This is a genomic window from Microbacterium oxydans (genome assembly GCF_900095745.1).
In the GTDB taxonomy this organism is placed as follows: Bacteria; Actinomycetota; Actinomycetes; order Actinomycetales; family Microbacteriaceae; genus Microbacterium; species Microbacterium oxydans_B.
On the sequence record NZ_FMIR01000006.1, the window covers coordinates 120,465 to 144,565 of the forward strand.

Genomic DNA, 24,101 nt, shown 5'->3' on the forward strand with positions numbered 1-24,101 from the left:
TCGGCAGGAGTCTTCATGAGTGCACAGGCCAAAAAGCGGATCGTCGTCGTCGGGCTGGGAGCGGTGGGTGCGCTCGCCGCATGGCGACTGTCACAGCGCGACGACGTCGAGGTCATCGGCATCGAGCAGTACGGCAAGGTGCACGACCGCGGCTCGTACGCCGGGGAGTCCCGCGTGTTCCGCACGGCGTATCACGAGGGTGGTCGCTACGTGCCGATGCTGCAGGAGTCAAGGCGGCTGTGGCGTGAACTCGAGCAGCAGTCCGGCCGGGAGCTCTACCTCGAGGTGGGTGCGCTGTCGATCGCGCAGCCCGACCGGGTCGAGATGCGCACGACTCTCGATACGGTGCGCGAGTTCGACCTGCCGCACACGCTCTACGACACCGAGGAGCTGCGTCGCGCCCACCCGCAGCACAACGTGCACGACGGTGACGTCGGGGTGCTCGACCACCACGGCGGCGGCATCCGACCAGAGGTCTCGCTGATGGCGGCGCTCGATCTCGCCGAGGCCGCCGGCGCGCAGCTGCACTTCCACACCCCGGTGCTCGCGATCGAAGAAGAGCCCGGTGGCGTCGTGGTGCGGACCCCGACCGAGGCGATCCGCGCTGACACCGTGATCCTCGCATCGGGGTCTTGGTCAACTCGACTCGACGGTCGACTGCGTGACCTGCTGCGACTGCAGGTGCTCGGGCTGACCTGGTTCATGCCCACGGACATCGCCGCCTTCCTCCCTGAACGGTTCCCCGCGTTCCTGCGCGACGTCGGCCCCGTGCACTTCTTCGGAGCGCCGAGCCTCGACGGCTACTCGATCAAGGCGAGCAGCAACCCGACCTGGCCGGTCGCCCGCGATGTCGACGAGGTTCCGCGGGAGTACACCCGGCACGAACTCGTGAAGATCGGGCAGCAGGCGAAGGAGTTCTTCCCGTCGTTGAACCCCGAGCCCGTGCGCTCCAGCGTGCACCACTGTGCCTACACGCCCGATCGCACCCCGATCGTCGACGTGAGCGAGAGCGAGCGAGTCGTCACGGTGACCGGTCTCTCGGGCCACGGCTTCAAGTTCGCGCCCGTGCTCGGGGAATGGGCCGCTCGGCTCGCCACGCAGCCGGGCGACGCCGGGATCGATCCGCACTTCTCGATGGCCGCCCACCTCGACCGACTGGCGACCGTCGGTCCGTACCGCGGCGGCGGTCACTGAGCCGCGTTCCGGGCTCCGCTGTTCGGTCACGGACCGACAAGCGCGCCGCACGGGCAGTCAAACCCCGCTCGACCGCCGAGCACAGACTCGAACTGCGCGATGAACCTGTCGCGCACCCCATCGTGAGGAGACAGTGATGTCGGAGAACGCCCCGGTTCTGGACGAGGCCGCCCTGCTGGAGCGCGTCGGCGCCCCCGAAGGTCGGGGTCGCGAAGTGGTCGACGCGGCGACGCGCGAACCGATCGGACGAGCACCCGTGCACACGGTCGACGAGCTCGACGCCGCGGTCGCGCGGGCGAAGGCGGCTCAGCCCGGGTGGGATGCACTCGGCCATGCGGAGCGCAGTGCGCTTCTGAACCGGGTGGCCGATGCGATCGACGCGAATGCCGAGCCGCTCGCCCGACTGCTCTCCCGCGAACAGGGCAAACCACTCAACGGTCCGAACGCGCGCTTCGAGGTGGGTGCCTGCTCCGCGTGGCTGCGCACCGCCGCTGCCACGCCCCTCGAGCCGGAGACCGTGGTGGACGACGATGAGACCCATGCTGAGCTGCACTACCGCGCGATCGGCGTGGTCGGTGCGATCGGCCCGTGGAACTGGCCCCTCATGATCGGCATCTGGCAGATCGCTCCGGCGCTGCGCATGGGCAACACGGTCGTCGTGAAGCCGAGCGGATACACGACACTCAGCGTGCTGGCGCTGATCGAGGTCATGAACCAGGTGCTCCCCGGCGACGTCCTCATCGGTGTCGCCGGTGATCGCGAGGTGGGGGCCAGGATCGCGTCGCACCCCGACATCGGCAAGGTCATGTTCACGGGATCGACCGCGACCGGACGCAGCATCGTCGAGAGCTCGGCGCAGAACCTCGCCCGCCTCACGCTCGAGCTGGGCGGCAACGACGCCGGGATCGTGCTGCCGGGCGTCGACGCGACGGCGATCGCGCAAGATCTCTTCTGGGGCGCGTTCATCAACACCGGACAGACCTGTGCCGCGCTCAAGCGCCTGTACGTGCACGACTCCGTCTACGACGAGGTCGTCGACGCGCTGGCCGATGTCGCTCGGCAGACCCCGATGGGCAACGGCCTGGATGAGCAGAACGTGCTCGGTCCGCTGCAGAACCACGCCCAGTTCGAGATCGTGCGCGACCTGGTCGACGACGCGGCGCGCCACGGCGGCCGGATCGTCACGGGTGGTGCACCGGCGACGGAGCTCGGAGAGCTCTTCTACCCGATCACCCTCGTGGCGGATGTGACAGACGGGGTGGCCTTGGTCGACGAGGAGCAGTTCGGACCCGCACTGCCGATCATCCGTTACACCGACGTGGATGACGCGATCGCCAGCGCCAACGGCCTCGACGTCGGCCTCGGCGCATCAGTCTGGGGGGAACGTGAGGAGGCCCGCAAGGTGGCCGCGCGCATCCAGGCCGGAACCGTGTGGATCAACTCGCACGGCGGTGTGCATCCGATGATCCCGTTCGGGGGCCACAAGTCGTCGGGCTACGGACTCGAGTTCGGAGTCGAAGGGCTGAAGTCGGTCGCCGTGCCGCAGATCATCAGCGGCTGAGCGAGAGGTGCGCGGTCCGTCGCCGCGCACCTCTGCTCGCCGCGCGGTCAGCTGATCGCGACGCGGATGCGCTCCGCGAGGAACTCCAGATCGGCCTTCGTGAGGTCCGTGACCGCGTACGCGGTCGGCCAGACCGTGCCGTCGTCGAGGTTCGAGATGGGCTCGAAGCCGAACGTGCCGTAGCGCACCTTGAACTTGCTGGCGGGCTGGAAGAAGCAGAGCACCTTGCCGTCGCGACCCCACGCCGGCATGCCGTAGTAGGTGCGGGGCACGAGCTCGGGCGCGACCTCGGAGACGAGGGCGTGCAGCTTGTTCGACAGCGCCTGATCCTCGGGAGTCAGCTTCTCGATCGCCTCCTTGATGTCGGCCTCCCCCGCAGCGCGCAGCTCCTCGGGCGACTTCTTCGCGCGGGAGCGACGGGTGCGGGCCTCCTTCGCGGCGGCCTGCATGGCCTCGCGTTCCTCGGCGCTGAAGTTCTTCTCTTTCTCGGCCATGGTCGGTCCTCTCGATGTGCTGCCGGGTGTGGGATTCAGACTACGTACGCTCGGCCGCGGTGTGCTTCTCGATTCGTGATCGATCCTCGACGGCACCGCGACTGCCAGACTGGCGCCATGACGACAGTCTTCACCGGCCGCATCCGTCCGCTCTCCCCGAGCGCTGACGCCGAAGCCGAGGCGATGGCCGTCGACGACGGCACGATCGTCGCCGTCGGGGCGGCGGACGAACTCCGCCGTCGCTTCCCGGATGCCGAGACCGCAGCCCTCGACGGCTGGGTCATGCCCGGTCTGATCGAACCGCACGGGCATCCGGGATTCTCCGCGATCCTGCTGTCCGACCTCGTGGTCGACCTCCGTCCCGTCGTGATCCCCGAGGCGGAAGGCGTCCTGGCCGCGCTCCGAGCGGCGGTGGCGGATGCCGGGGGCGAAGCGGTCTTCGCAAACGGGTGGGATGCTCTGCTGCAGCGCGGACTGCCCGACCCCGACATCCGCTTCCTCGACGAGCTCGCGGGCAGCGTGCCCCTCGTCGTGATCCACAACTCCGGCCATTCCGTGTACTTCAACACCGCGGCCGCGCTCGCCGCGGGCCTCGATCGGAACACCCCCGATCCGGTCGGCGCCTCGTTCGGCCGCGATGCCGCGGGGGAGCTCACGGGCGTCGCCCTCGAGGCCGCCGCGGTCGAGCAGGTCGTGGCGCCGATGCTCGCGAAGGCGCAGCAGCACCTCCCCCGGATCCTCCCCGCGCACCTGCACGACCTCGCATCCCGCGGCATCACCACGGTGTCGGACCTGTCGTGGAACCCCGAGCTCAACCCGCTCATCGACGCCCTTCGTGCGCAGGGTGCGATGCCTGTGCGGCTGCGGTGGTACGAGATGTCCCGCCCCGGCGGAGTCGCGGCTCCGCGCGGCGAAGACGATCCCGTGTTCCGGCAGACCGGGGTGAAGACCTGGTCCGACGGTTCCCCGTGGGTGGGCAACATCGCCACCTCCTTCCCCTACCTCGACACCGCGGCGACCCGCTCCCTCGGGCTCGAGCCGCACCATGTCGGGCACGCGAACTACACGGCCGAACAGCTGCGGACGATCGCCGATCCCTATGCCGCCGCCGGCTGGCAGCTCGCCTGCCATGCGCACGGAGACCTCGCGATCGACGCGACCCTCGACGTGTATGCGCAGCTCATCCGGCAGCACGGGCTCACCGACCACCGCTTCCGGCTCGAGCACTGCGGAGCCATGACGCCGGAGCAGTTCGAGCGCGCGGCATCCCTCGGCGTCACCGTCAGTCTCTTCGTCGACCACATCACCTACTGGGGAGAGGTGCTGGTCGACGACCTCTTCGGCCCGGAGCACGGCGGTGCGTGGGCCGATGCCGGTGCCGCCTTCGCCGCCGGTCATCGGGCGACCTTCCACAACGACGGCTGGGTCACCCCCAACGAGCCCTTCCGCAACATGGCCGTCGCCGAGACCCGCACGACTCGCAATGGACACCGGATGCCGGGCGGCACCCCGGTCACGCGCGAACAGGCACTTCTCGCGCACACCGCGAACGCGGCCTGGCAGCTCTTCAGCGAGCATGAGGTCGGCACCCTCGCCCCCGGACTCTTCGCCGACTTCATCGTGGTCGACCGTGATCCCCTCACGGTCTCGGCGGAAGACCTCGCCGAAACTCAGGTGACCGCGACCTATGTGAGCGGCGCCCGGGTCGTCTGACATGCGGTCATCCGGGGTCTCCGCCGCCGGATAGTGTGTGAGCCATGGACCTGCGTGTAGCGGCGTACGCGGTCGTCACCGATGACGACGGGCGTCTGCTGTTGGCGCGGTGGATCGACGGGCGTCGCGTCGCGTGGACCATGCCGGGAGGCGGACTCGAACCCGGTGAGTCCCCGGAGGATGCGGTGCGCCGCGAGCTCCGGGAGGAGACCGGCTACACCGTGAAGGTCGGCGAGCTCCTCGGCATCCACTCCCGGGTCATCCCCGCGGGACGCCGCGTGCAGAAGGCCGCGGATCCGCTGCACACGCTGCGCATCGTCTATCGCGCGCAGGTCACGGGCGGCAAGCTGCGCTTCGAGACCGATGGCTCGACCGACATGGCCGAGTGGTTCCCCCTGAAGTCCGTGGCCGAACTGCAGCGGGTCAAGCTCGTCGACATCGCGATGCGCATGGCCGGCATCCTCTGAGGTCAGCGCTCCTCGGGAACCGAGATGTCGGCGACGGTCGCTCCGTACGCGGCGATGAGGTCGTCGGCCTCGACGAAGAGGCTGTAACCGTGAGCGCCGGCACCCATCGCGATGCGCTGACCCACGATGGACTCGTCGGCGTAGATCGGCCAATCCGTGGTGCTGCCGATGGGAACGATGGTGCCCCGCTCGTAGCCGGTCGCCTGGAGCGCGAGCTCGGGCTCGGGCAGGCGCAGCTTGTTCACGCCCACCAGGGCGCGCAGCTTCGGCCACGAGATCGAGCGTCCGCCGGGCACGAGCGCGAACAGGAAGGTATCGTCCGAGCGCTTCACGACGAGCGTCTTCACGATGCCCGACGGCGGGATGCCCAGCAGCTCGGCCGCCTCGAAGAGGCTGCCTGCCGCAGGGCGTTCGCGGATCTCGATGTCGAGTCCGCGCGCGGCGGCGGCCTCACGCACCCGCGCATGCCGATCGCCCCCGCCACCAGAGGCGACGGAGGCGAGATCAGACGGGGTCACGCGTCGGGCGCGGCGAGCGGGTCGTCCGCGACCCAGAGCTCGTCGTCGGCACGCAGCGCCTGCCATGCGGCGTAGAGCACACCGACGGCCGCGGCAGCACCGAGGATGATCGCGATGACCGAGCCGACGCCCGGGCCCGACTTCTGCGGCGCGGTCGCCTTGCGCACCTGCACGGCCACACCGTGGCGCTTGGCGTTCGCGACGTCCCACGCGGTCAGCGCCGTACCGACGACTCCGCCCACGATCGGGACGAACTTGTCGTCCACGACGTGCTTGCCGAGCTTCACGCCACGGTCGACGACCGGGGCGACACGGCGGTTGTACGTGTCCTGGATGACCGGCACGACCTGCTCGCGATTGATGTTTCCGAGCTGACGTCCGGCCTCGCGGGCGACATCGGCGGCGTGACCGACGAGCACCTGCTGGTTCTCCCAGAGCTGGTTGGCGTCGTTCTGAAGACGACGCAGTTCCTTCTTCCGCTTGCGGCTGAGGCTCACGATGCTCTCCTGTCCATTGGAGTACGGGTTCCCCATCTTGCCACGGGAGGCTGGATACCGGGCGGGAATCGCCCGGCCCTTGCGCTGTCGGCGGATCCGGGGTACGCCGGGCGAACTCACCGAAAGCTCTGCGAGAATGAGGGCATGGCTCACGCTTCCCACGTCGCAACCCTGCACACCAACCACGGTGACATCGTCATCAACCTCTTCGGCGATCACGCACCGAAGACGGTCAAGAACTTCGTCGGCCTCGCCGACGGCACCCAGGAGTGGACCGATCCCGCCACCGGCAAGCCGGGCGAGGGTCCTCTCTACAAGGACGTCATCTTCCACCGCATCATCCCGAACTTCATGATCCAGGGCGGCGACCCGCTCGGACAGGGCGTCGGCGGTCCCGGCTACAACTTCGACGACGAGATCAACATGGAGCTCGACTTCAACAAGCCGTACATCCTCGCGATGGCCAACGCCGGCCTTCGCCGCAACGCCATCACCGGCAAGCCCGAGGGCACCAACGGGTCGCAGTTCTTCATCACCACCGACCCGACCCCGTGGCTCCAGGGCAAGCACACGATCTTCGGCGAGGTCGCCGACGACGCCTCGCGGGCTGTCGTCGACAAGATCGGTGCCGTGCCGACCAGTGGCGGAGACCGGCCGGTCGAGCCCGTCGTGCTGCAGTCGATCGACATCGTCGCGGCCTGACGACAGCTGCGGCCGATCCGGATGACCACGCCTGAGTTCACGAGCAATCGCGACAACTTCTGTTACCGGCATCCGGATCGGCAGAGCTTCGTGCTCTGCCAGCGGTGCATGCGCACCATCTGCCCCGAGTGCCAGACACAGGCGCCCGTCGGCGTCATCTGCCCGGAGTGCATGAACGCCGAGCGCAAGAACCGCACCCCCGCGCAGAAGAAGGCCCAGCGTCGGTGGGGTGCTCGCAGCGGCGGCACCATGGCGATCGCCCGCAGCGGCAAGCCGATCGTCACGTACATCCTGCTCGCCGTCACGTCGTTCATCGGCCTGGTGCAGCTGATCCCCGGGATGAACGGGCCGATCACGCAGGCTCTCGCCTTCTACGCGCCGTATCTCTACCCGAATCTCTTCGGCGCGGGCTTCGAGCCCTGGCGCCTCCTCTCCGTGCTGTTCGTGCACGGCGGCTTCATCCATCTCGCGCTGAACATGCTCGCCCTGTGGATGCTGGGCCAGAGCCTCGAACCCATGCTCGGTCGCGCCCGCTTCCTGGCCCTCTATCTGATCAGCGGCCTCGGCGGCTCGGTGGCGGTCGCTCTCCTCGCACCCCTGGACCCGACGGTCGGCGCATCCGGTGCGATCTTCGGAATGCTGGCCTCGCTGCTGATCATCGGTCGCCACATCGGCGCGAACGTGACCGGGATCCTCGTGATCCTCGGCATCAACTTCGCCTTCGGCTTCTTCGCCGGTGGCATCTCCTGGCAGGCGCACCTCGGCGGTGCGATCGTCGGCGCGCTGGTCGCCCTCATCTACACCCGGACGAGGCGTCGAGACCAGCGCACGTGGCAGATCGTTCTGCTCTCCGCGCTCGTCGTCCTGTTGATCGTCATCGTCGCCTTCATCCCGCCGCTGATCATTTTGTCCTGATCCCGAGTTGTTAACAGGGTTGTTAACCCCTGTGAATAACACCGGTGTAATTCTCCCCAGGCTGTGGAGAAGGTTGTGGATAACTTTCGCTCGGTTCGGCTTGTGGGTCGGGCGCGGGGTCGTTCCTTCGCTCGCAGAGCGGGTTCCCTCCCGCTTCGCGGGTCCCTCCCGATGCTCGCTCCGGGAACAACCCCGCGCCCTTGCCTGAGCCATCCTCACTCGGAGCATGAAGAAAGGCCCCTCGCTGTGCGAGGGGCCTTTCGGGAAGAAGGAGTGGCGTCAGCGCCAGCGAGTGGTCATCAGGAAGCCGATCAGAGCGATGCCGAGGCCGATGGCCAGGTTCCAGTTGTCGAGACCCGGGATCGGGAACTGCATGCCCGAGATGTAGAAGACCAGGATCCACGCGAGACCGAGGAGCATGAAGCCGATCATCACCGGCTTGAACCACACCGCATTGGGAGCGGCCTCGCCTTCGGCGCGCTCGACAACGGGTTCTTCACTCTTACGGTCACGTGCCATGCCGTCATTGTACCCATGACACCCATGAGCCGCCGAGTCCGCAGCGAGCGAGCGACGGCGGGCTCACCGACAGCCGTTCAGCGTCCCGGGATATGATCGCGGCATGACTGCATCCGTCGTGCCTGGGGGGCGACGCCCGCGGCGAGAGCGACCACGCTCTCGCGCCACGTTCGCGAGCGTGCTCGGCGAACTGCTCCTCACCGCCGGAGTGCTCGTCCTGCTCTTCGTCGCGTGGCAGATGTGGATCGGCGACATCATCATCAGCGCTCAGAAGAACGACGAGGGTGCAGCCATCTCGCAGGAGCTCGCACAGGGCGAGGCGCCTGAGCTGCCGCCGGTCGTGGAAGAGGACGACGGCACCACCGCCTATGTGCCCCCGGTGCCCGCAGCACCGGCGGACGCCACATGGTTCGGGCAGATGCACATCCCCCGTTTCGGAGCCGACTACAACTTCGGCATCTACGGCGGAACGAGCCGTGCGCGAACCCTGGATCAGAAGGGCATCGGCGTCTACAAGGACTCGAAGATGCCCGGCGAGGTCGGAAACTTCTCGATGGCCGGACACCGCACCACCTGGGGCAAGCCGTTCAACCAGCTCGACAAGCTGCAGCTGAACGATGCGATCGTGGTCGAGACGCCCGACGGCTGGTACACGTACCGTTTCCGCACGCTCGAATACGTCAAGCCGACACAGACCGATGTGCTCGCCGACGTGCCGCAGATGCCGGAGCAGCAGACCGGAGAGCAGTACATCACGCTCACGGCTTGCTCCCCGCTGTACTCCCTCGCGGAGCGCATCGTCGCCTACGGGGTGTTCGAGAGCTTCCAGCCCCGCGCCGAGGGACTTCCGACCGCGTTGACCGACCCGCCGCCGCCTCCGGCCGCCCCATCGGTGTGACCGTGGACGCTCACGAGGGAGAAGACTGATGTACGCCGCACTCTGGCGCCTGCTGCCCGGCCCGTGGTGGCTGCGGGTCCTCATCCTGGTCGTGGTCATCGCCGCCGTGCTCTACGGGCTGTTCTGGTACGTGTTCCCCTGGATCAGCCCGATCATCGCCCCCGGCGAGGTCGACGTCGAATGACCCGAGTTCTCGTGGTGGACAACCACGACAGCTTCGTGCACACCCTCGTCGGCTACGTCCACGAGCTCGGCGCCGAGACCACGATGGTCGAATCCGACGCGCTGGACGCCGCCGAACTCGAGCGGATGCTCGCCGGGTACGACGCCCTGCTGCTCTCCCCCGGTCCCGGCCGCCCCGCCGACGCCGGAATGTCTCTCGACGCGGTACGGATCGCCGCACGACTACGGATGCCGACGCTCGGGGTCTGCCTCGGGCATCAGGCCATCGGCGAAGCGCTCGGCACCGCGGTGAGAGAGGCACCCGAGCTGATGCACGGCATGGTCTCCGCGGTCACGCACGACGGATCAGCGCTGTTCGCGGGAATCCCGTCGCCGTTCGACGTCGGCCGGTATCACTCCCTCGCGCTCGCGCCAGCCGACCTCCCGCCCGAGATCGTCGTCACCGCCTGGACTGAGAGTGGAACGGTCATGGCGCTCGCGCACCGAGAGCTGCCGCTGCACGGCGTGCAGTTTCACCCGGAGAGCGTGCTCACCGAAGGCGGGTACCGCCTTCTCGCGAACTGGCTGGAACTCTGCGGTGACGAGGATGCCGTGGCTCGATCCGAAAGCCTGCATCCACTCTCACGCTGACACGACGGTGCACGGGGTGCGTCGCGAGAGACTCAGGGTGCCGCGCAGTAGCGCAGCTCGACCGGCGAGCCGATCGGCACGTCGCCCGGTGCGACCGACATCGAGTGTACGGTCGGGGGCTCCGTGGGAGCGCAGTCCGCCTCTTCCACGGGCACCGGCGTCAGCCCGAGGTCGGTGAGGTTCGTCGTCGCGGCCTCGACGGTCCAGCCGACGAGGTCGGTCAGCGTCACCTTGCCGCTGGCGACGACGAGGTTGACGACGGTGTCGGGGGCGACCTCAGTCTCTGCCGCCTCGCTGGCGGAGATCACGGTGCCGGCGGCGAGACCCTTGTCGTTGCGCTGGATCACGGTCCCGAGTTCGAGGCCGGCGGCCTTCAGCGCCTTGGTGGCATCGTCGAGGCCCATGCCTTCGATCTTCGGCACCACCACGGTCTCCACGCCCGAGGAGACGTGCACGGTGACCGTCGAGCCCTCCTCCACCGAGACTCCCGCCTCGGGGTCGGTGCGGATGACGTTGCCCTCGGTGATCTCGGAACTCGACTCGATCACGATCTTCGCCGTCAGATCGAGCTTCGCGAGGTCGTCCTGTGCGCGCTCGGACGACACGTTCACGAGGTTGGGGATGATGCGCGAGGTGCTCGGCACCTCGGGCGGACGCATGCTGATCGTGACCACCCAGAACAGCACGGACGCCAGCAGCACCGCGAGCAGGGCGACACCGGCCCAGATCCAGGCGACCGGAGGACCCGACTGGGTGCGGGTCATGGTGGTGTCGGAGCTGAGCTGGCGCAGCGAACGCGCGGTCTCCTGAGCCTGACGCGGGCTCGGACCGTACAGCTCGCTCGTCAGTGCACCGAGCTGCTTGCGGGTCGGCGCGATCCCGGTGACGGCGGCATCCAGGGCGGCGCGGAAGTGCGCGGCATCCGGGTACCGCTGATAGGGGTCTTTCGCGAGGGCTCGCAGGACGATCGGGTCGAGTGCGCCCGGCGCATCCTCGTTCACTTCGGTCGGCGGGATCGGGGTCTCGCTGACGTGCTGGTAGGCGACCGCCACCGGCGACTCGCCGCGGAACGGCTGGCGGCCGGTGAGCAGCTCGTACAGCACGACACCGGTCGAGTACAGGTCGGCGCGGGCATCGACGGGCTCGCCCTTGGCCTGCTCCGGCGAGAAGTAGGCGGCGGTGCCGATGATCTGCGTGGTCTCGGCCACGGTCGACGAGGAGTCGGAGACGGCTCGGGCGATGCCGAAGTCCATCACCTTGACCTGGCCCTTGTCGGTCACCATGACGTTGCCGGGCTTGATGTCGCGGTGCACCACACCCGCGCGGTGCGAGTAGTCGAGCGCCTCGAGGATGCCGTCGACGTAGCGCACGGCGTCGGCCACCGGCACCGGTCCCTCGGAGATGATCTGCTTGAGGAGCGTGCCCTTGACGAGCTCCATCACGATGTACGGCGGCTCGTCGGACGACGGATCATTCGACGAGGGGTCGCCGGCGTCGAACACGCGCACGATCGACGGGTGCGACATGCGTGACGCCGCCTGCGCCTCCAGGCGGAAACGGGTGCGGAAGGCGGTGTCGCGTGCCAGGTCGGGATCGAGGATCTTGATCGCGACCTCACGGCCGAGCGTCAGATCGTAGCCGCGATAGACCTTGGCCATACCGCCATGCCCGATGAGCTCGTCGACGCGGTATCGACCCGCGATGACTCGTGGCTCTGTGGACACGTACTACCCCCTGGAAAACGACTGCGGCTGAGCTGGATTAAAGGCTACCCTTCGGTGCCGCCGCCTCCGTCACCCTCGCCGGGGTCGGTCGCGGCGACGATCGGAACGGAGAGCGGCGGGGACGCGGACGACGTGCGCTGGTCGCCACCCGAGCACATGCCCTGGTACGTGACGATCAGCTGCTGGCCCGCGGCATCAGCCACCTGAATCTGCGTGTTCCGCTGCGTCGGCTGGAAGTTCGGCCCGCCCGACACGAACGTGCCGTTCTGGAGCGAGACGACGTATCCGGAGAGCGTCGTGCCGCTCGGGCACGTGAACCCGGTGCCCCAGGAGATGGTGACGGTGCTGCCGGCGATCGGGTCACCCGTGATGGTCGGGGTGTCGGTCGGGGTCGGCAGGGCTGCGCGCGCGGCGTAGATCGTGAGGGTCATCGGCTGCGTCGTCTCGACGTTGCCGGAGGGGACCACACGGTACACCTTGCCGACGTCGCCATCGGTCGGAGCCGGGTCGCCCTCGGGGCAGGTGATCTCGCCCGTGAAGCCGGCCTCCTTGAGAGTGGATGTGGCCGTGCCGCAGTCCATCTTCACCAGGTTCAACGCGGTGACGTCGACGCGGACCACCTCGGGCGGTGGAGTCGTCGCCGGCGGCGGTGTCTGCGTCTGGGACTGCGACGGAGAAGCCGAATCCGACGGCTTCGCGTCAGGGTCACCCTGGTTCATCAGCATCGCCCACACGGCTCCGCCGAGCACGATCACCAGCAGGGCGATCAGAGCGATCAGCGGCCAGGTCCACGGGCTCTTCTTCTTCTTCTTCTCGTCCGCCGCCGCTTCGTCTGTGGGGAGCTGGGCGGTGGTGGGAAGGATGCGGGTGGTGCCGTCGTCTCCCGACGCCGTGAGCATGCGCGTCGCGTCGTCGTCGCCGGCGATCCCCCCGGTCGCGATCGCGGGAACGGCGATGGCTGCGGAGTTCAGGTCGCCGCGACGAAGCGCCTGCGCTGCGCGGGCCACCGTCGCGGACGACGAGGGGCGGTCGCTGGGCTTCTTGGCGATCATCGCCATGACGAGGTTCTGCACCGGGATCGGCACGGTCGGCGGCAGCGGCGGCGGCTGCTCGTTGATCTGCGCCATCGCGATCGCGACCTGCGACTCGCCCGTGAACGGACGCTTGCCCGCCAGGCACTCGTACGCGACGATGCCGAGCGAGTAGGTGTCGGTGGCGGGCGAGGCCGGGTGACCGGACGCCTGCTCGGGCGACAGGTACTGCACAGTGCCCATGACCTGACCGGTCGCCGTCAGCGGAACCTGATCGGCGATGCGGGCAATGCCGAAGTCGGTGATCTTGACGCGGCCGTCGGGCGTGATCAGCAGGTTTCCCGGCTTGATGTCGCGGTGCACGAGACCGGCCGCGTGTGCGGCCTGCAGAGCGGATGCCGTCTGGGCCACGATGTCGAGCGTCTTGTCGGCGCTGAGCGCACCGTCGCGCTCGAGCACGGTCGAGAGAGCCTCGCCGGGCACGAGTTCCATGACGAGGTAGGCGCTGCCGTTCTCCTCGCCGTAGTCGAAGACGCTGGCGATGCCCTCATGGTTCACGAGAGCAGCGTGCCGCGCTTCTGCACGGAACCGCTCGAGGAACCCGGGGTCCCCCATGTACTCGTCCTTGAGGATCTTGATCGCGACGGTACGTCCGATGACGTGATCCGTCGCTTCCCACACCTCGCCCATGCCACCGATCGCGATACGCGACTGCAGCTCGTAACGACCACCGAACGACACACCCTGCGTCGGCCTCATCTGCCCAGCACCGCCTCTATGACCTTCTTCGCAATCGGAGCGGCGATGGTGTCGCCACTGCCTGATTGTCCCTGTCCGCCGCCGTCTTCGACGACGACCGCTACTGCGACCGCGGGGTCGTCCGCCGGCGCGAAGCCGGTGAACCACAACGTGTGCGGCCTGTTTCCGTTCTCTGCGGTGCCCGTCTTACCGGCCACGTCGATCCCGTCTATTCTTGCACCCTGGGCCGCGCCCGTAGCGACGCTGGCCACCATCGACGCGGTCACGTCGTTGGCGACATCGGCTTCCATCGCACGGCCGAACTCGCTGTCCTGGAAGGCCTCGATCACCGACAGATCGTTCCCGATCACGGCATCCACCATCCGCGGGTTCATCACGACCCCGTCATTCGCGAGACCCGCCGACACCATGGCCATCTGCAGGGGGGTCGCGGTGACCTTGCCCTGACCGAATCCGGTGAGCGCGGTCTGCGCGTCGTCGAGGGCGCGGGGGTAGCTGGAGGCGGTCGATTCCAGCGGAGTCTCGAAGGACTTGTTGAAACCGAGCTTCTCGGCCATCTCGCGGATCGTGTCGTCGCCGAGCTCGACGGCGAGCTCCGCCATCGGGATGTTGCAGCTGAGCCGGATGGCCTCGGCGATCGTGACCGTGGCGCCCGGCCCGCACTTGCCGCCCCAGGCGTTCGACACCCGATTGGAAGAGCCGGGGAGGGTGTACGAGATGGGGTTCGGCAGTGTCGACTGCGGGGTCCAGTTCCCGCTGGCGTACGCGGCCGCCGCGACGACCACCTTGAAGGTCGATCCCGGCGGGTTGAGGTCGCCGGCGATCGCGCGGTTGGACAGCGGCTTGCCGGGGTCGGCCACGAGCTGATCGTAGGTGGCGTTCGCGGCATCCGCGTCGTGCGTCGCCATCTGATTCGTGTCGAAACCGGGCGTGGAGACCATGGCGAGGATGCGTCCGGTCTTCGGATCCATCGCGACGACGGCACCCTGCAGCCCGTCGAGTGCTTCGTAGGCGGCGCGCTGAGCCGCCGTGTTCAGCGACAGCTCCACGCTGTAACCGCGCTGCGGCTGGCCGGAGATGATGCGCTCGACCTCGGCGAGCAGGGCGTTGGCGCCCGTGCCCGAGAGTTCGGCGTTCATGGCGCGCTCGATGCCCGTGCGCGAGTCGAGCGCCGCGTTGAAGTAGCCGGTGACCGGCGCCCACATCGCGGCGTCCGTGTAGACGCGCTGGAACTGGTACCTGTCGTCGCTCGGCACGGAGTTGGCGATGGTGGCGCCGTCGACGATGATCGCGCCGCGCTGGATCTCGTAGCTGTCGAGGCGCGTGCGCTTGTTGTGGCTGTTCTGGGCCAGGGCATCGGCCTCGACGACCTGGATCCAGCTGGTCGCGGCGAACAGGGCGATGAACATGAACAGCATCACGATGCTGAGGCGGCGGAGCTCTCGCGTCATCCGATCACGACCCTCGGTTGGCGGCGGACGCCGTCGGAGATGCGCAGCAGCAGCGCCACGATGAGCCAGTTGGCCACGAGCGACGATCCGCCGGCGGCGAGGAACGGGGTGGTCAGGCCGGTCAGCGGGATCAGCCGGGTGACGCCACCGACCATGATGAACACCTGCAGCGCGATGGTGAACGAGAGGCCGGTGGCGAGCAGCTTGCCGAAGTCGTCCTGACCGGCGAGACCGATGCGCATGCCGCGGCTGACGAAGACCATGTAGAGGCAGAGGATGGCGAACAGCCCGATCAGGCCGAGCTCTTCACCGAGGCTGGTGATGATGTAGTCGCTGTGCGCGAGCGGCGTGACCTCTGGGCGTCCCTGGCCCCAGCCGGTGCCGATGAGTCCGCCGCGGGCGAGCCCGAACAGGCCCTGCATGGGCTGATAACCCGCTCCGTCGGGGTCGACCTGGTTCGCGTCGAACAGGAACAGCCAGTTGATGAAGCGGCCGTGCACGTAGCTCAGGATCTGCGTCGCGACCGCCACGCCGGCGACCACGAGTCCGAGGCCGATGAGGACCCAGCTGGTCTTCCCCGTGGCGACGTAGAGCATCGCGACGAACATGCCGAAGATCAGGGTTCCGGTGCCGAGGTCGCGCTGGAAGACGATGATCCCGAGCGAGATGAGCCAGACCACGAGGACCGGTCCCAGTTCCCGCATGCGGGGCCAGGTGATGCCGAGAACCCTCTTGCCGACCGACGTGAGACTCTCGCGGGTGCGCACGAGGTAGCCGGCGAAGAAGATCGCGAGACAGATCTTCGCGAGCTCGCCCGGCTGGAAGGCGAAGACGCCACCCAGCGACACCCAGACGGCCGCGTTCGCGTCGTCGATGCGCAGACCGGGGACGAACGGGAGCAGCAGGAGCACGATTCCGGCGAGACCGAAGATGTAGGTGTACCGGAACAGGATCCGATAGTTGCGCAGCAGGATCACGACCGCGATGGCACCTGCGAGGGAGATCGCGGTCCAGGCCAGCTGCTTGGTGGAGTAGGCGTCCCAGCCGGTGTTCTTGAAGGCGATGTCGATGCGGTAGATCATCGCGATGCCGAGGCCGCTGAGCAGTGTCGCGATCGGCAGGACGAACGGATCCGCATCGGCGGCGACGAAACGCAGCACGATGTGCAGGGCGAAGGCGAGGGCCGCGAGGCCGCCGCCGATCGCGAGGATCATCGGGTCGATCACACCGAGTGCGCCCAGTTGGACGAGAGCGAGGGCGGCGCCGCTCATCGCGCACGCGAACAGCAGCAGCCAGAACTCGCGGTTGCGCTGCGTCTGCGGCATCCGGAGCCGCTTGAGGGCCTTGATGACGGTGGTGTCGGCCTGCAGGTCGGTGCTCATCCCTCACCTCCCGCGGGGGTTGCGGTCGGTGCCGGTGTCGGCAGCGGGGTCGGCAGTGGCGTCTGCTCGATCACGTTCGCGTCGGCGCCCGCCCGCAGGCGGTCGACGATCGCCATCGCGTCGGCCAGCGAGCGCGCGTTGATCGTGCGCTCGACGGATGCCCGCTGATACTGCGGGAGGTTCGCGAGGAGGATGTCGGTGTCCTCGATCGGGGTCGACAGCGTGATCGGGCCGATGTTCTGCTGCACGCCCTGGAAGATCACGACGCTGTCGTCGTCGGCGCCGATGAAGTAGCGGGTCTGGGTCCAGCTGTACGCGGCGAAGGCGGCCACGACGAGCATCGCGACGACCAGGAGCGCACCGGCGATCCAGCCCGCCCGGCGGCGCTTCGCGCGACGCCGATCTTCTTCGATGAGCTCCTCGAGGTACTCGGGGGCTGGCTCGAAGTGGCTGGGCTCGTTCGCGGCCTGTCGCACCGGGTGCAGCCAGTTTCCGCGCGGCGGGCGCACCGGCGGGACGTAGACGCCGTCGGGGTTCGACGCGGAACCTACGATCGTGGGGGTGCCGGAGTGGATCGGATGCTGTCCGCCGACGTCGACCAGCACGATGGTGACGTTGTCGGGGGCCCCGCCGTCGAGCGCCTGCTTGAGGAGGTAGTCCGCCGTGCGGCCGGGTGCGACACCGAGCTGCATCGCCTTGAGGATGCGTGTCTCGTCGACCACGCCGGAGAGACCGTCGGAGCAGAGCAGCCACCGGTCGCCGGGCTGCGTGTGCATGACGAACATGTCGAGCTCGGGGTCGGCATCCATGTCGCTGAGAACGCGCATGAGGACCGAGCGGCGCGGGTGGTAGCGCGCCTCCTCCGGGGTGATCCGACCGGAGTCGACCAGGCGCTGCACGAAGGTGTGGTCGGCGGTGATCTGGGTCAGCGCGTCGTCGCGATACAGGTAGATGCGCGAGTCGCCGATGTGGCCGATGACCGCGTATTCGTCGACCATGATGATCGCGCTGACGGTGGTGCCGAGGCCGGCGAGTTCGGGACGCTCCTTCGCGGCGCGGATGAGATCGCCCGCGGCGGTCGTCGCGGCGGCCTGCAGCGAAGCCTGCGCGTCTTCGACCGAGGAGTAGCCCTGGTCGAGGGGCTGCAGTCGCTGGATCGCGATGCTCGAGGCGACGTCTCCACCGGCGTGGCCGCCCATGCCGTCGGCGACGGCGAACAGGTTCGCTCCGGAGTACCCGGAGTCCTGGTTGTTGGAGCGGATCTTCCCGGTGTGGGAGATCGCGACGCTCGAGCCTTCGAAGACCATGCCGGGGTCAGGCTCGCAGCTCGAAGGTCGTGGCGCCCACCTTGATGGGGGTGCCGAGCGAGAGGGCGACCGGTGAGCCCGACACGCGCTGGCCCGCGACGAAGGTGCCGTTGGTCGAGTCGAGGTCCTGGATCGCCCAGCTGTCGCCGCGCAGCATCAGGCGCGCGTGGTGGCTGGATGTGTAGTCGTCGCGGATCACGAGAGCCGACTCGCTGGAGCGGCCGATCGTCAGCGAGTCGGCGCTGAGAGGCAGTTCGAGGCCTGCCTTGGGGCCGGAGGTGATGACCAGGCGCTTCGCGGTCGCGACGGTGGCAGGTCCCGTCGACGGGCGGGCGGATGCCGGCCTCGCCGCGGGGGTCGGAGCCGGTGCTGCCGCAGGAGCAGGAGCGCCCGTGGACGCCTCGGCGGGGAGCTTGCGCACACGCACGCCGAACAGGTCGGCGCGGAGCGAGTACACGACGCCGAAAACGAAGAACCACATCAGGACGAGGAACCCGATGCGGAGAAGGAGGAGGATCAGTTCACTCAACCGAGGGCTCCGAACGCTCGGGTGGCGTCGTCGCCGCGTGGCGCGGGGCGCGACGGGCTGGCCACGGGGACGATCCGGAACACCAGGTCGGTACGTCCGATGGTGATGGTGGTGTCGGTGGGGAGGGCGGCCTCGCGGAGCTTCTGGCCGTTGACCTTGGTGCCGTTCGTGGAGCCGAGGTCGCGCATCATGGCGCGCTCGCCGTCCCACAGGATCTCGGCGTGCTTGCGGCTCGATCCGGCGTCCGCGATCGTGATGTCGGCATCCGTCCCCCGGCCGATGACCGTGCGGGCGCGGTTGATCGAGAGACGACGGCCGTCGACGTCGACCACGGCCTGCCAGCTCACCCGGCCCTCGACCGTGCCCGAGTTCACGCGCACGGTTCCCGTGGCGACCTTGTCGTCGGCTTCGAGGTTGATCGACAGCGGGCCGGAGAAGCTGTACCCCTGTGCTTTGGCGTGCTTGGTCAGCAGCGCGAGCAGCTCATCGGTGAGGGCTCCGCCGAGTCCGCGCATCCGCTCCGCGTCGTCGGGGCTGAGGCGCACGACGAAACTGTTGGGCGCGATGATGCGATCGCGGCTCACGACCGCCGCCTTCGTGTCGGCCTCGCGGCGGAGCGCCGAAGCGATCTCCACCGGCTGAATGCCGCTGCGGAAGGTCTTCGCGAACGCGCTGTTGACTGCGCGCTCGAGACCCTTCTCAAAGCTGTCAAGTAGTCCCACTGGGCTCCTCTGGCATGCCGACCGGTAGACACATCGTAGCCAGGTGACCTGGGGGAACGCCGCCGATCGGGGTTCCGGGGTGTGCATCAGGGGGTGAAATCGCGTGATATCTTTGGAAAGTTGAGTTCTTCGGAACGACACACTCGCGCGAGTGGCGGAATGGTAGACGCGCTGGCTTCAGGTGCCAGTGTCCGTAAGGACGTGGGGGTTCAAGTCCCCCCTCGCGCACAGCGAATGACAGAAGGCCGGGCCCAGAGGGTTCGGCCTTTGTCATTCTGATGAAGGCCCGGTTCCCTTGAGGGCACCGGGCCTTCTCCGTCTCCGGGCGTCGCTCAGGCCCCCGGCAGATACCGACTCAGGTGCTCGAACGGCGGCTGGGACGACAAGTGCGACACCGCCGCCGATCCCACCGCACAGGCAGCGGCAAGCGCATCGGCGGGCGCGTTCCCGGCGCGCAGGGCGAGCACGAGGGCCGCGCAGAAGGCGTCACCGGCACCGACGGTGTTGACGGCCTCGGCGGGGACGCCGTCGGCTCGGGCGATCTCCTCGCCACGGCGATACAGTGCAGCGCCGGCCGCGCCGTAGGTGACCGCGACGAGTTCCGCCTCTGCCAGCTCGGGCATGAGCTCGCGCTCGGTCTCGTTCACGATGAACAGGTCGACCCGGCGCAGCAGAGCCTCGGGCAACGGCTGGGCGGGCGCGGCGTTGAGCGCGATGAATCCCTCCGCCGATGCGACGACCTCCTCGACCACCGTGAGCGAGATCTCCAGCTGCATGAGCACGGCCTCGTCTGAGCCGAAGGTCACGCCGTCCAGCGAGACGTGGTCGTTGGCGCCGGGGCAGACCGCGATCTGGTTCTCGGCATCCGCGTCGACGACGATGAGCGCGGTTCCGGTGGCGTCATCCACGGTGCGCAGGTCGCTGACATCGACGCCGGCACGCTCCATCTCCTGCCGGGTCCAGGAACCGTCGGCATCGTCGCCGACGGCGCCGACCATCCGGACCTTTCCGCCCAACTTCGCGGCGGCGACAGCCTGGTTTGCGCCCTTCCCGCCCAGGTCGCGGGAGAGTCGCCCGCCGGCCACGGTCTCCCCGGCAGTGGGGAGTCGTTCGACGAACGCGGTGACGTCGACGTTCGCGCTGCCGACGACGACGACGGACGGAAGAGCAGGAGAGGTCATGGCAGCAGCTTTCGGATTGAGCGGAGGCATCGGAACGCGGAGATCGCGGTCGACTTGACGTTCATGATAGAAAGTGTAAACGTTTACGCACGCACATCTGCAAAGGAGCACCATGACAATTCCCGTCCTTCTCGACTGCGATCCCGGCCACGACGACGTCTTCGCCATCTGGCTCGCGGCCGGAAACGACGCCATCGACCTGCGCGGTGTGACGACGGTGGGCGGCAACGGCTACCTCGAGCACACCACCCGGAATGCGCGGATCGCACTCACGGTCGCCGGCGTGACGGACGTGCCGGTCGCCGCCGGTGCCGACAAGCCCCTCGTCCGTGAACTCACCCCCGGCGCGTGGATCCACGGCGAGAACGCGCTCGGCGGACCGGTTCTCCCCGAACCCACCGTGCCGCTCGACCCGCGCCACGCCGTGCAGTTCCTCGCCGACACCCTCGCCGCCTCGCCGGAGCCGATCACCGTGATCCCCACCGGCCCGCTCACCAACATCGCGCTCCTCCTGCAGCAGCATCCGGAGGTCGTGCCCCAGATCAAGGAGATCATCTGGATGGGCGGCTCGACCGGCCGCGGCAATGTCGGCGCGTATCCGGAGTTCAACGCCTGGGCAGATCCCGAGGCCGCGGCCGTGGTGTTCGCGTCCGGCGTTCCGCTCACCATGGTCGGGCTCAACATCTCCCATCAGGCGCTGATCACCGAAGAGGTCATCCAGCGCATCGGTGCGGTCGGCAACGACACCTCGGCATTCGGAGTGGAGCTGCTGCGCTTCTTCTGCAGCACCTACGAGAAGGCCGAGGGCATGCCGGAAGGACCGCTGCACGACCCCATCACCGTCGCCATCGCGATCGACCGGGCCGTCGCGTCGATTCAGCGCTGCCACGTCGACATCGAGACGACCGGCGAGTTCACGGCGGGTGCGACCTGTGTCGACCTGCACGACATGCTGGGCAAGGAGCCGAACACCGACGTCGCGATCACCCTCGATGTGCCGAAGTTCTGGGACCTGGTGACGAATGCTGTCGGCGCGCTGGCCTGACGCTCAGCGCGGCGCGACGGGCGTCGTCGACTCGGCCACGCGCAGACTCGGTGCCAGACGGCTGAGGATGTACGGGGCGTCGGGGTCTTCCATCCGTCGCACCAGTGCCTCCGTCGCCTCGCGTGCGAGCTCGTCGAACGGCTGCACCACGGTCGTCAGCCGCGGCTCGCAGACATCCGCGAGCATCGTGCCGTCGAACCCGGTGATCTGCACGTCGGACGGGACGCTCATCCCCGCGCGTTTCAGCGCCGCGATCGCGCCGGCCGCGACGAGGTCGTCTCCGGCGATGATCGCATCGGGAAGCGGACCGCGGGCCAGCAGCGCTTCCGCGGCGTTCTCGCCGAACGACAGCAGGTATTCGCCGAAGATGTTCTCCTCCTGCGGCAGCGCCCGGGTGCGCACCGTCGCCTCGAACGCGGCCCGCCGCTCGCGCCCGACCGAGGTGACGTCGTTGCCGGAGACGAGGACGACCCGCTTCGCACCGCGGGAGGTGACGTGCTCGACCGCGAGGTCGATGCCGGCATCGTTGTCGACCCCGACGAAGTCGGCCGGAAGATCGAGCACGCGCCGGTCGAGCTGCACCAGCGGAACTCTCAGCGCGGTGTCGGCGACCGCCTCGAACGAGAGCTCGGCGTCGGACGGCACCACGAAGATGCCCTCCACGCGCCGTTCGACCAGCATGCGCAGGCGGTCGCGCTCGCGGTCGACATCGCCATGCGAGTCCGCGATGACGAGGTCGAACCCGCGGCGCTGCAGATGGTCCTCGAGGCGGTGTATGAGCTCACCGTAGAAGGGGTTGCTGATGACCGGGACGACCACGCCGATGGTGGCGCCCGTGCCGGCACGAAGGCCGCGACCGATGAGGTTGACCCGGTAGCCCAGCTGCTCGGCCACCTGCGCGACATGCTCGGCCGTGCGTCCCGACACGCGGTCCTTGCCGTTGAGGGCCCGCGAGACCGTCGCGATGGACACGCCGGCGGCGGCCGCGACCTCGTGCAGTGTGACGGACGCCTTCTTCATCACGACCCTCATCCCCGGTGCCGACGGCACCACGACTCAAAGATATGTCGTGCGTAAAGGATTACGCACGCGAACACCCGACGACTCGACACGAAGAAGTGAGCAATGACCAACCAGACAGATGCGGTTCGTACCCGCTCCAGCGTGGTTTCGCTGATGATCGCACTCCTCGCGGCATGCCTCGCGTTCCAACTCAACGCCAGCATGCTGAGCCCGGCCCTGGTGACGATGGAGCGTGAGCTCGACGCGACGGCATCCGAGATCGCGTCGACCCAGACCGTCTTCTTCACGGCCGCCGCCCTCTTCACCCTCTTCCTCCCCCGTCTCGGCGACCTGATCGGGCGCCGACGGGTTCTCGTCGGGATGCTCGTCGTGATGGCGGTCGGCTGCGTCGTCGCGGCGCTCGCCACCAACGTGCCGATGCTCTTCATCGGTCGCCTCATCCAGGGGGTGTCGGGACCGGTGGTTCCGCTGTGCTTGATCATGCTGCGCGCGGCCGTCGCGGATCCGAAGGTCTACGGCACCCTGCTCGGTGTCGTGACCGCGGTCAACGGAGGGATCGCCGGCGGTGACGCGCTGCTCGGCGGGTATCTGGCGACCAACCACGGCTTCGCCTCGATCTTCTGGACCATGGGCGGTGTCGCCGTCGGTGCTGCTCTCGTCGTGCGCTTCCTCGCGCCCGAGACGATGGCCGAAGACCGTCCGCGGATGGACTGGTGGGGGTCGCTGCTGCTGGTCGTCTCCGTCGGTTCGATGCTCGTCGCTCTGAACGAGCTCGGGAAGCTCGCCGATGCGGATCTGATCCTCGTGCTCGTCCTCGCCGTGGTCGCCGTCGTCTCGTTCGTCTCCTTCTGGAAGCTCGAGGGCACGATCGAGCATCCGCTCGTCTCGATTCCCCAGCTGAAGCAGCGCGCCACCTGGGCGTTGAGCGCCACCTCACTCGTCACCCTCTCCGGGATCTTCGCGATCATGAACGGCGTGGTGCCGGCCCTCGCGCAGGACTCCTCGATGAACCTCGGAATGAGTGCCGAGGAGGTGTCGCTGTGGATCCTCATGCCGTATGCCCTCGCCGGCCTGCTGATGGGTCCGCTCAGCGGCAGACTCGCCGCCACGGTCGGGTACCGGACGATGCTGCGGATCGGCCTCGGCGGCACCATCGTGGTGCTCGGGCTCATGGTCGCCAACGTCGAGACCGCCTCACGCCTCGTTCTGCTGCTGCTCTCCGTCGCCGTCGGCATCACCTACGCCGGGATCGGGAACATCATGCTCAACGGCCTGGGCGTCGTGCTCTCGCCGAAGGAGCGCCCGGGGTCGCTTCCCGGGCTGAACACCGGCGCCATCAACCTCGGCGCCGGGCTGAGCTTCGTCGTCATCTACGCCGCTCAGACGTCGTTCGCCTCGGAGTCGGCGGGAGCGGGGGCCGGATACGTCGCCGCACTGGTCACCGGAGCCGTCGTGCTGGTCGGTGCGCTGATCTTCTCGATGTTCATCCCGAAGCCGGTGCATGCCGAGCTGAGGTGACGCGTCGGATGCCGCGGCAGCCACTTCAGTCCAGGCGATATTCTCCGGATCAGGTGCGAAAAAAGTGTGGGCGTGGTTGAATATGCGCAGCCTCTCGGGGGAGGGAGCGGGTCCATAGGGGCGCGCCCCGCGAGTCCG

Annotated in this window: 24 protein-coding genes and 1 tRNA gene; 12 read left to right on the forward strand and 13 right to left on the reverse strand. The window is 68.3% G+C overall.

Annotated features, from left to right (window positions below):
* Positions 1-15 precede the first annotated feature (15 nt).
* The gene (solA, locus tag BQ2383_RS01370; protein ID WP_091028107.1) at positions 16-1,194 is read left to right on the forward strand and encodes an N-methyl-L-tryptophan oxidase; all 1,179 of its coding nucleotides are present in this window, start codon (positions 16-18) and stop codon (positions 1,192-1,194) included.
* Between the two features lie 136 nt (positions 1,195-1,330).
* Positions 1,331-2,755, forward strand: a complete 1,425-nt coding sequence (locus tag BQ2383_RS01375; protein WP_091028111.1) for an aldehyde dehydrogenase family protein — start codon at positions 1,331-1,333, stop codon at positions 2,753-2,755.
* Between the two features lie 47 nt (positions 2,756-2,802).
* On the opposite strand, the gene BQ2383_RS01380 is transcribed toward BQ2383_RS01375, so the two are convergent.
* A complete protein-coding gene (locus BQ2383_RS01380; protein WP_091028115.1) occupies positions 2,803-3,249 on the reverse strand; it encodes a DUF1801 domain-containing protein in 447 nt (148 codons plus the stop codon).
* A 117-nt stretch (positions 3,250-3,366) separates the two neighbouring features.
* On the opposite strand from BQ2383_RS01380, the gene BQ2383_RS01385 reads away from it, so the two are divergent.
* Positions 3,367-4,962, forward strand: a complete 1,596-nt coding sequence (locus BQ2383_RS01385; protein WP_091028121.1) for an amidohydrolase — start codon at positions 3,367-3,369, stop codon at positions 4,960-4,962.
* Between the two features lie 44 nt (positions 4,963-5,006).
* Positions 5,007-5,429 carry an NUDIX hydrolase gene (locus BQ2383_RS01390; RefSeq protein ID WP_091028127.1) on the forward strand — a complete coding sequence of 141 codons (423 nt, stop codon included), beginning with the start codon at positions 5,007-5,009 and terminating at the stop codon, positions 5,427-5,429.
* 2 nt (positions 5,430-5,431) lie between these two features.
* Here the strand turns inward: BQ2383_RS01390 and BQ2383_RS01395 are convergent, their stop codons facing one another.
* Both BQ2383_RS01395 and BQ2383_RS01400 read right to left on the reverse strand, forming a co-directional pair.
* Entirely contained in the window at positions 5,432-5,887 is a 456-nt protein-coding gene (locus tag BQ2383_RS01395; protein WP_208617602.1) for an aminoacyl-tRNA deacylase, read from the reverse strand.
* 56 nt (positions 5,888-5,943) lie between these two features.
* Positions 5,944-6,444 (reverse strand): hypothetical protein, encoded by a 501-nt coding sequence (locus tag BQ2383_RS01400; RefSeq protein ID WP_029264183.1) that lies wholly within the window; start codon positions 6,442-6,444, stop codon positions 5,944-5,946.
* 144 nt (positions 6,445-6,588) lie between these two features.
* Between BQ2383_RS01400 and BQ2383_RS01405 the strand changes: the two genes are divergently transcribed.
* Positions 6,589-7,146 carry a peptidylprolyl isomerase gene (locus tag BQ2383_RS01405; protein WP_029264182.1) on the forward strand — a complete coding sequence of 186 codons (558 nt, stop codon included), beginning with the start codon at positions 6,589-6,591 and terminating at the stop codon, positions 7,144-7,146.
* 21 nt (positions 7,147-7,167) lie between these two features.
* Positions 7,168-8,061, forward strand: coding sequence for a rhomboid family intramembrane serine protease (locus tag BQ2383_RS01410; RefSeq protein ID WP_091028130.1), 894 nt, complete (start codon positions 7,168-7,170; stop codon positions 8,059-8,061).
* A gap of 279 nt (positions 8,062-8,340) precedes the next feature.
* Here BQ2383_RS01410 and BQ2383_RS01415 read toward each other — a convergent pair whose 3' ends face one another.
* A complete protein-coding gene (locus tag BQ2383_RS01415; RefSeq protein WP_091028134.1) occupies positions 8,341-8,580 on the reverse strand; it encodes a cell division protein CrgA in 240 nt (79 codons plus the stop codon).
* A gap of 103 nt (positions 8,581-8,683) precedes the next feature.
* On the opposite strand from BQ2383_RS01415, the gene BQ2383_RS01420 reads away from it, so the two are divergent.
* From BQ2383_RS01420 to BQ2383_RS01425, 3 genes are read left to right on the forward strand one after another with little or no spacing between them, the layout of a single operon-like run.
* Positions 8,684-9,478, forward strand: coding sequence for a class E sortase (locus BQ2383_RS01420; RefSeq protein ID WP_091028137.1), 795 nt, complete (start codon positions 8,684-8,686; stop codon positions 9,476-9,478).
* Between the two features lie 28 nt (positions 9,479-9,506).
* Complete coding sequence (locus tag BQ2383_RS19145) at positions 9,507-9,662, forward strand: DUF4175 domain-containing protein (RefSeq protein ID WP_140403281.1); 156 nt, start codon at positions 9,507-9,509, stop codon at positions 9,660-9,662.
* Positions 9,659-10,291, forward strand: coding sequence for an anthranilate synthase component II (locus tag BQ2383_RS01425; protein ID WP_091028143.1), 633 nt, complete (start codon positions 9,659-9,661; stop codon positions 10,289-10,291). The genes BQ2383_RS19145 and BQ2383_RS01425 overlap by 4 nt, the downstream gene beginning before the upstream one ends.
* 32 nt (positions 10,292-10,323) lie before the next feature.
* Here BQ2383_RS01425 and pknB read toward each other — a convergent pair whose 3' ends face one another.
* The 7 genes from pknB to BQ2383_RS01460 form a co-directional block, all read right to left on the reverse strand.
* The gene (gene pknB, locus BQ2383_RS01430) at positions 10,324-11,949 is read right to left on the reverse strand and encodes a Stk1 family PASTA domain-containing Ser/Thr kinase (protein ID WP_237682341.1); all 1,626 of its coding nucleotides are present in this window, start codon (positions 11,947-11,949) and stop codon (positions 10,324-10,326) included.
* A 110-nt stretch (positions 11,950-12,059) separates the two neighbouring features.
* Positions 12,060-13,805, reverse strand: coding sequence for a protein kinase domain-containing protein (locus BQ2383_RS01435; RefSeq protein WP_244175848.1), 1,746 nt, complete (start codon positions 13,803-13,805; stop codon positions 12,060-12,062).
* Positions 13,802-15,256 (reverse strand): penicillin-binding transpeptidase domain-containing protein, encoded by a 1,455-nt coding sequence (locus BQ2383_RS01440; RefSeq protein ID WP_091028153.1) that lies wholly within the window; start codon positions 15,254-15,256, stop codon positions 13,802-13,804. Before BQ2383_RS01440 ends, BQ2383_RS01435 begins: the two co-directional genes overlap by 4 nt.
* Positions 15,253-16,638 (reverse strand): FtsW/RodA/SpoVE family cell cycle protein, encoded by a 1,386-nt coding sequence (locus BQ2383_RS01445; protein WP_091028156.1) that lies wholly within the window; start codon positions 16,636-16,638, stop codon positions 15,253-15,255. Before BQ2383_RS01445 ends, BQ2383_RS01440 begins: the two co-directional genes overlap by 4 nt.
* Positions 16,635-17,945 carry a PP2C family protein-serine/threonine phosphatase gene (locus BQ2383_RS01450; RefSeq protein WP_091028162.1) on the reverse strand — a complete coding sequence of 437 codons (1,311 nt, stop codon included), beginning with the start codon at positions 17,943-17,945 and terminating at the stop codon, positions 16,635-16,637. The genes BQ2383_RS01445 and BQ2383_RS01450 overlap by 4 nt, the downstream gene beginning before the upstream one ends.
* 7 nt (positions 17,946-17,952) lie before the next feature.
* Positions 17,953-18,474: an FHA domain-containing protein FhaB/FipA gene (locus BQ2383_RS01455; RefSeq protein WP_091028166.1), complete on the reverse strand. Its 522-nt coding sequence runs from the start codon at positions 18,472-18,474 to the stop codon at positions 17,953-17,955.
* Positions 18,471-19,196, reverse strand: a complete 726-nt coding sequence (locus BQ2383_RS01460; RefSeq protein ID WP_091028168.1) for an FhaA domain-containing protein — start codon at positions 19,194-19,196, stop codon at positions 18,471-18,473. The genes BQ2383_RS01455 and BQ2383_RS01460 overlap by 4 nt, the downstream gene beginning before the upstream one ends.
* Positions 19,197-19,341: 145 nt before the next feature.
* Here BQ2383_RS01460 and BQ2383_RS01465 point away from each other — a divergent pair.
* A tRNA-Leu gene (locus BQ2383_RS01465) sits at positions 19,342-19,424 on the forward strand.
* A gap of 104 nt (positions 19,425-19,528) precedes the next feature.
* Here BQ2383_RS01465 and BQ2383_RS01470 read toward each other — a convergent pair.
* The gene (locus BQ2383_RS01470; RefSeq protein WP_091028172.1) at positions 19,529-20,377 is read right to left on the reverse strand and encodes a ribokinase; all 849 of its coding nucleotides are present in this window, start codon (positions 20,375-20,377) and stop codon (positions 19,529-19,531) included.
* 112 nt (positions 20,378-20,489) lie between these two features.
* Between BQ2383_RS01470 and BQ2383_RS01475 the strand changes: the two genes are divergently transcribed.
* Entirely contained in the window at positions 20,490-21,422 is a 933-nt protein-coding gene (locus BQ2383_RS01475) for a nucleoside hydrolase (RefSeq protein ID WP_091028176.1), read from the forward strand.
* A 3-nt stretch (positions 21,423-21,425) separates the two neighbouring features.
* On the opposite strand, the gene BQ2383_RS01480 is transcribed toward BQ2383_RS01475, so the two are convergent.
* Positions 21,426-22,442, reverse strand: a complete 1,017-nt coding sequence (locus BQ2383_RS01480) for a LacI family DNA-binding transcriptional regulator (RefSeq protein WP_167381512.1) — start codon at positions 22,440-22,442, stop codon at positions 21,426-21,428.
* A 105-nt stretch (positions 22,443-22,547) separates the two neighbouring features.
* On the opposite strand from BQ2383_RS01480, the gene BQ2383_RS01485 reads away from it, so the two are divergent.
* Positions 22,548-23,963 carry an MFS transporter gene (locus BQ2383_RS01485; RefSeq protein WP_091028183.1) on the forward strand — a complete coding sequence of 472 codons (1,416 nt, stop codon included), beginning with the start codon at positions 22,548-22,550 and terminating at the stop codon, positions 23,961-23,963.
* Positions 23,964-24,101: the final 138 nt, after the last annotated feature.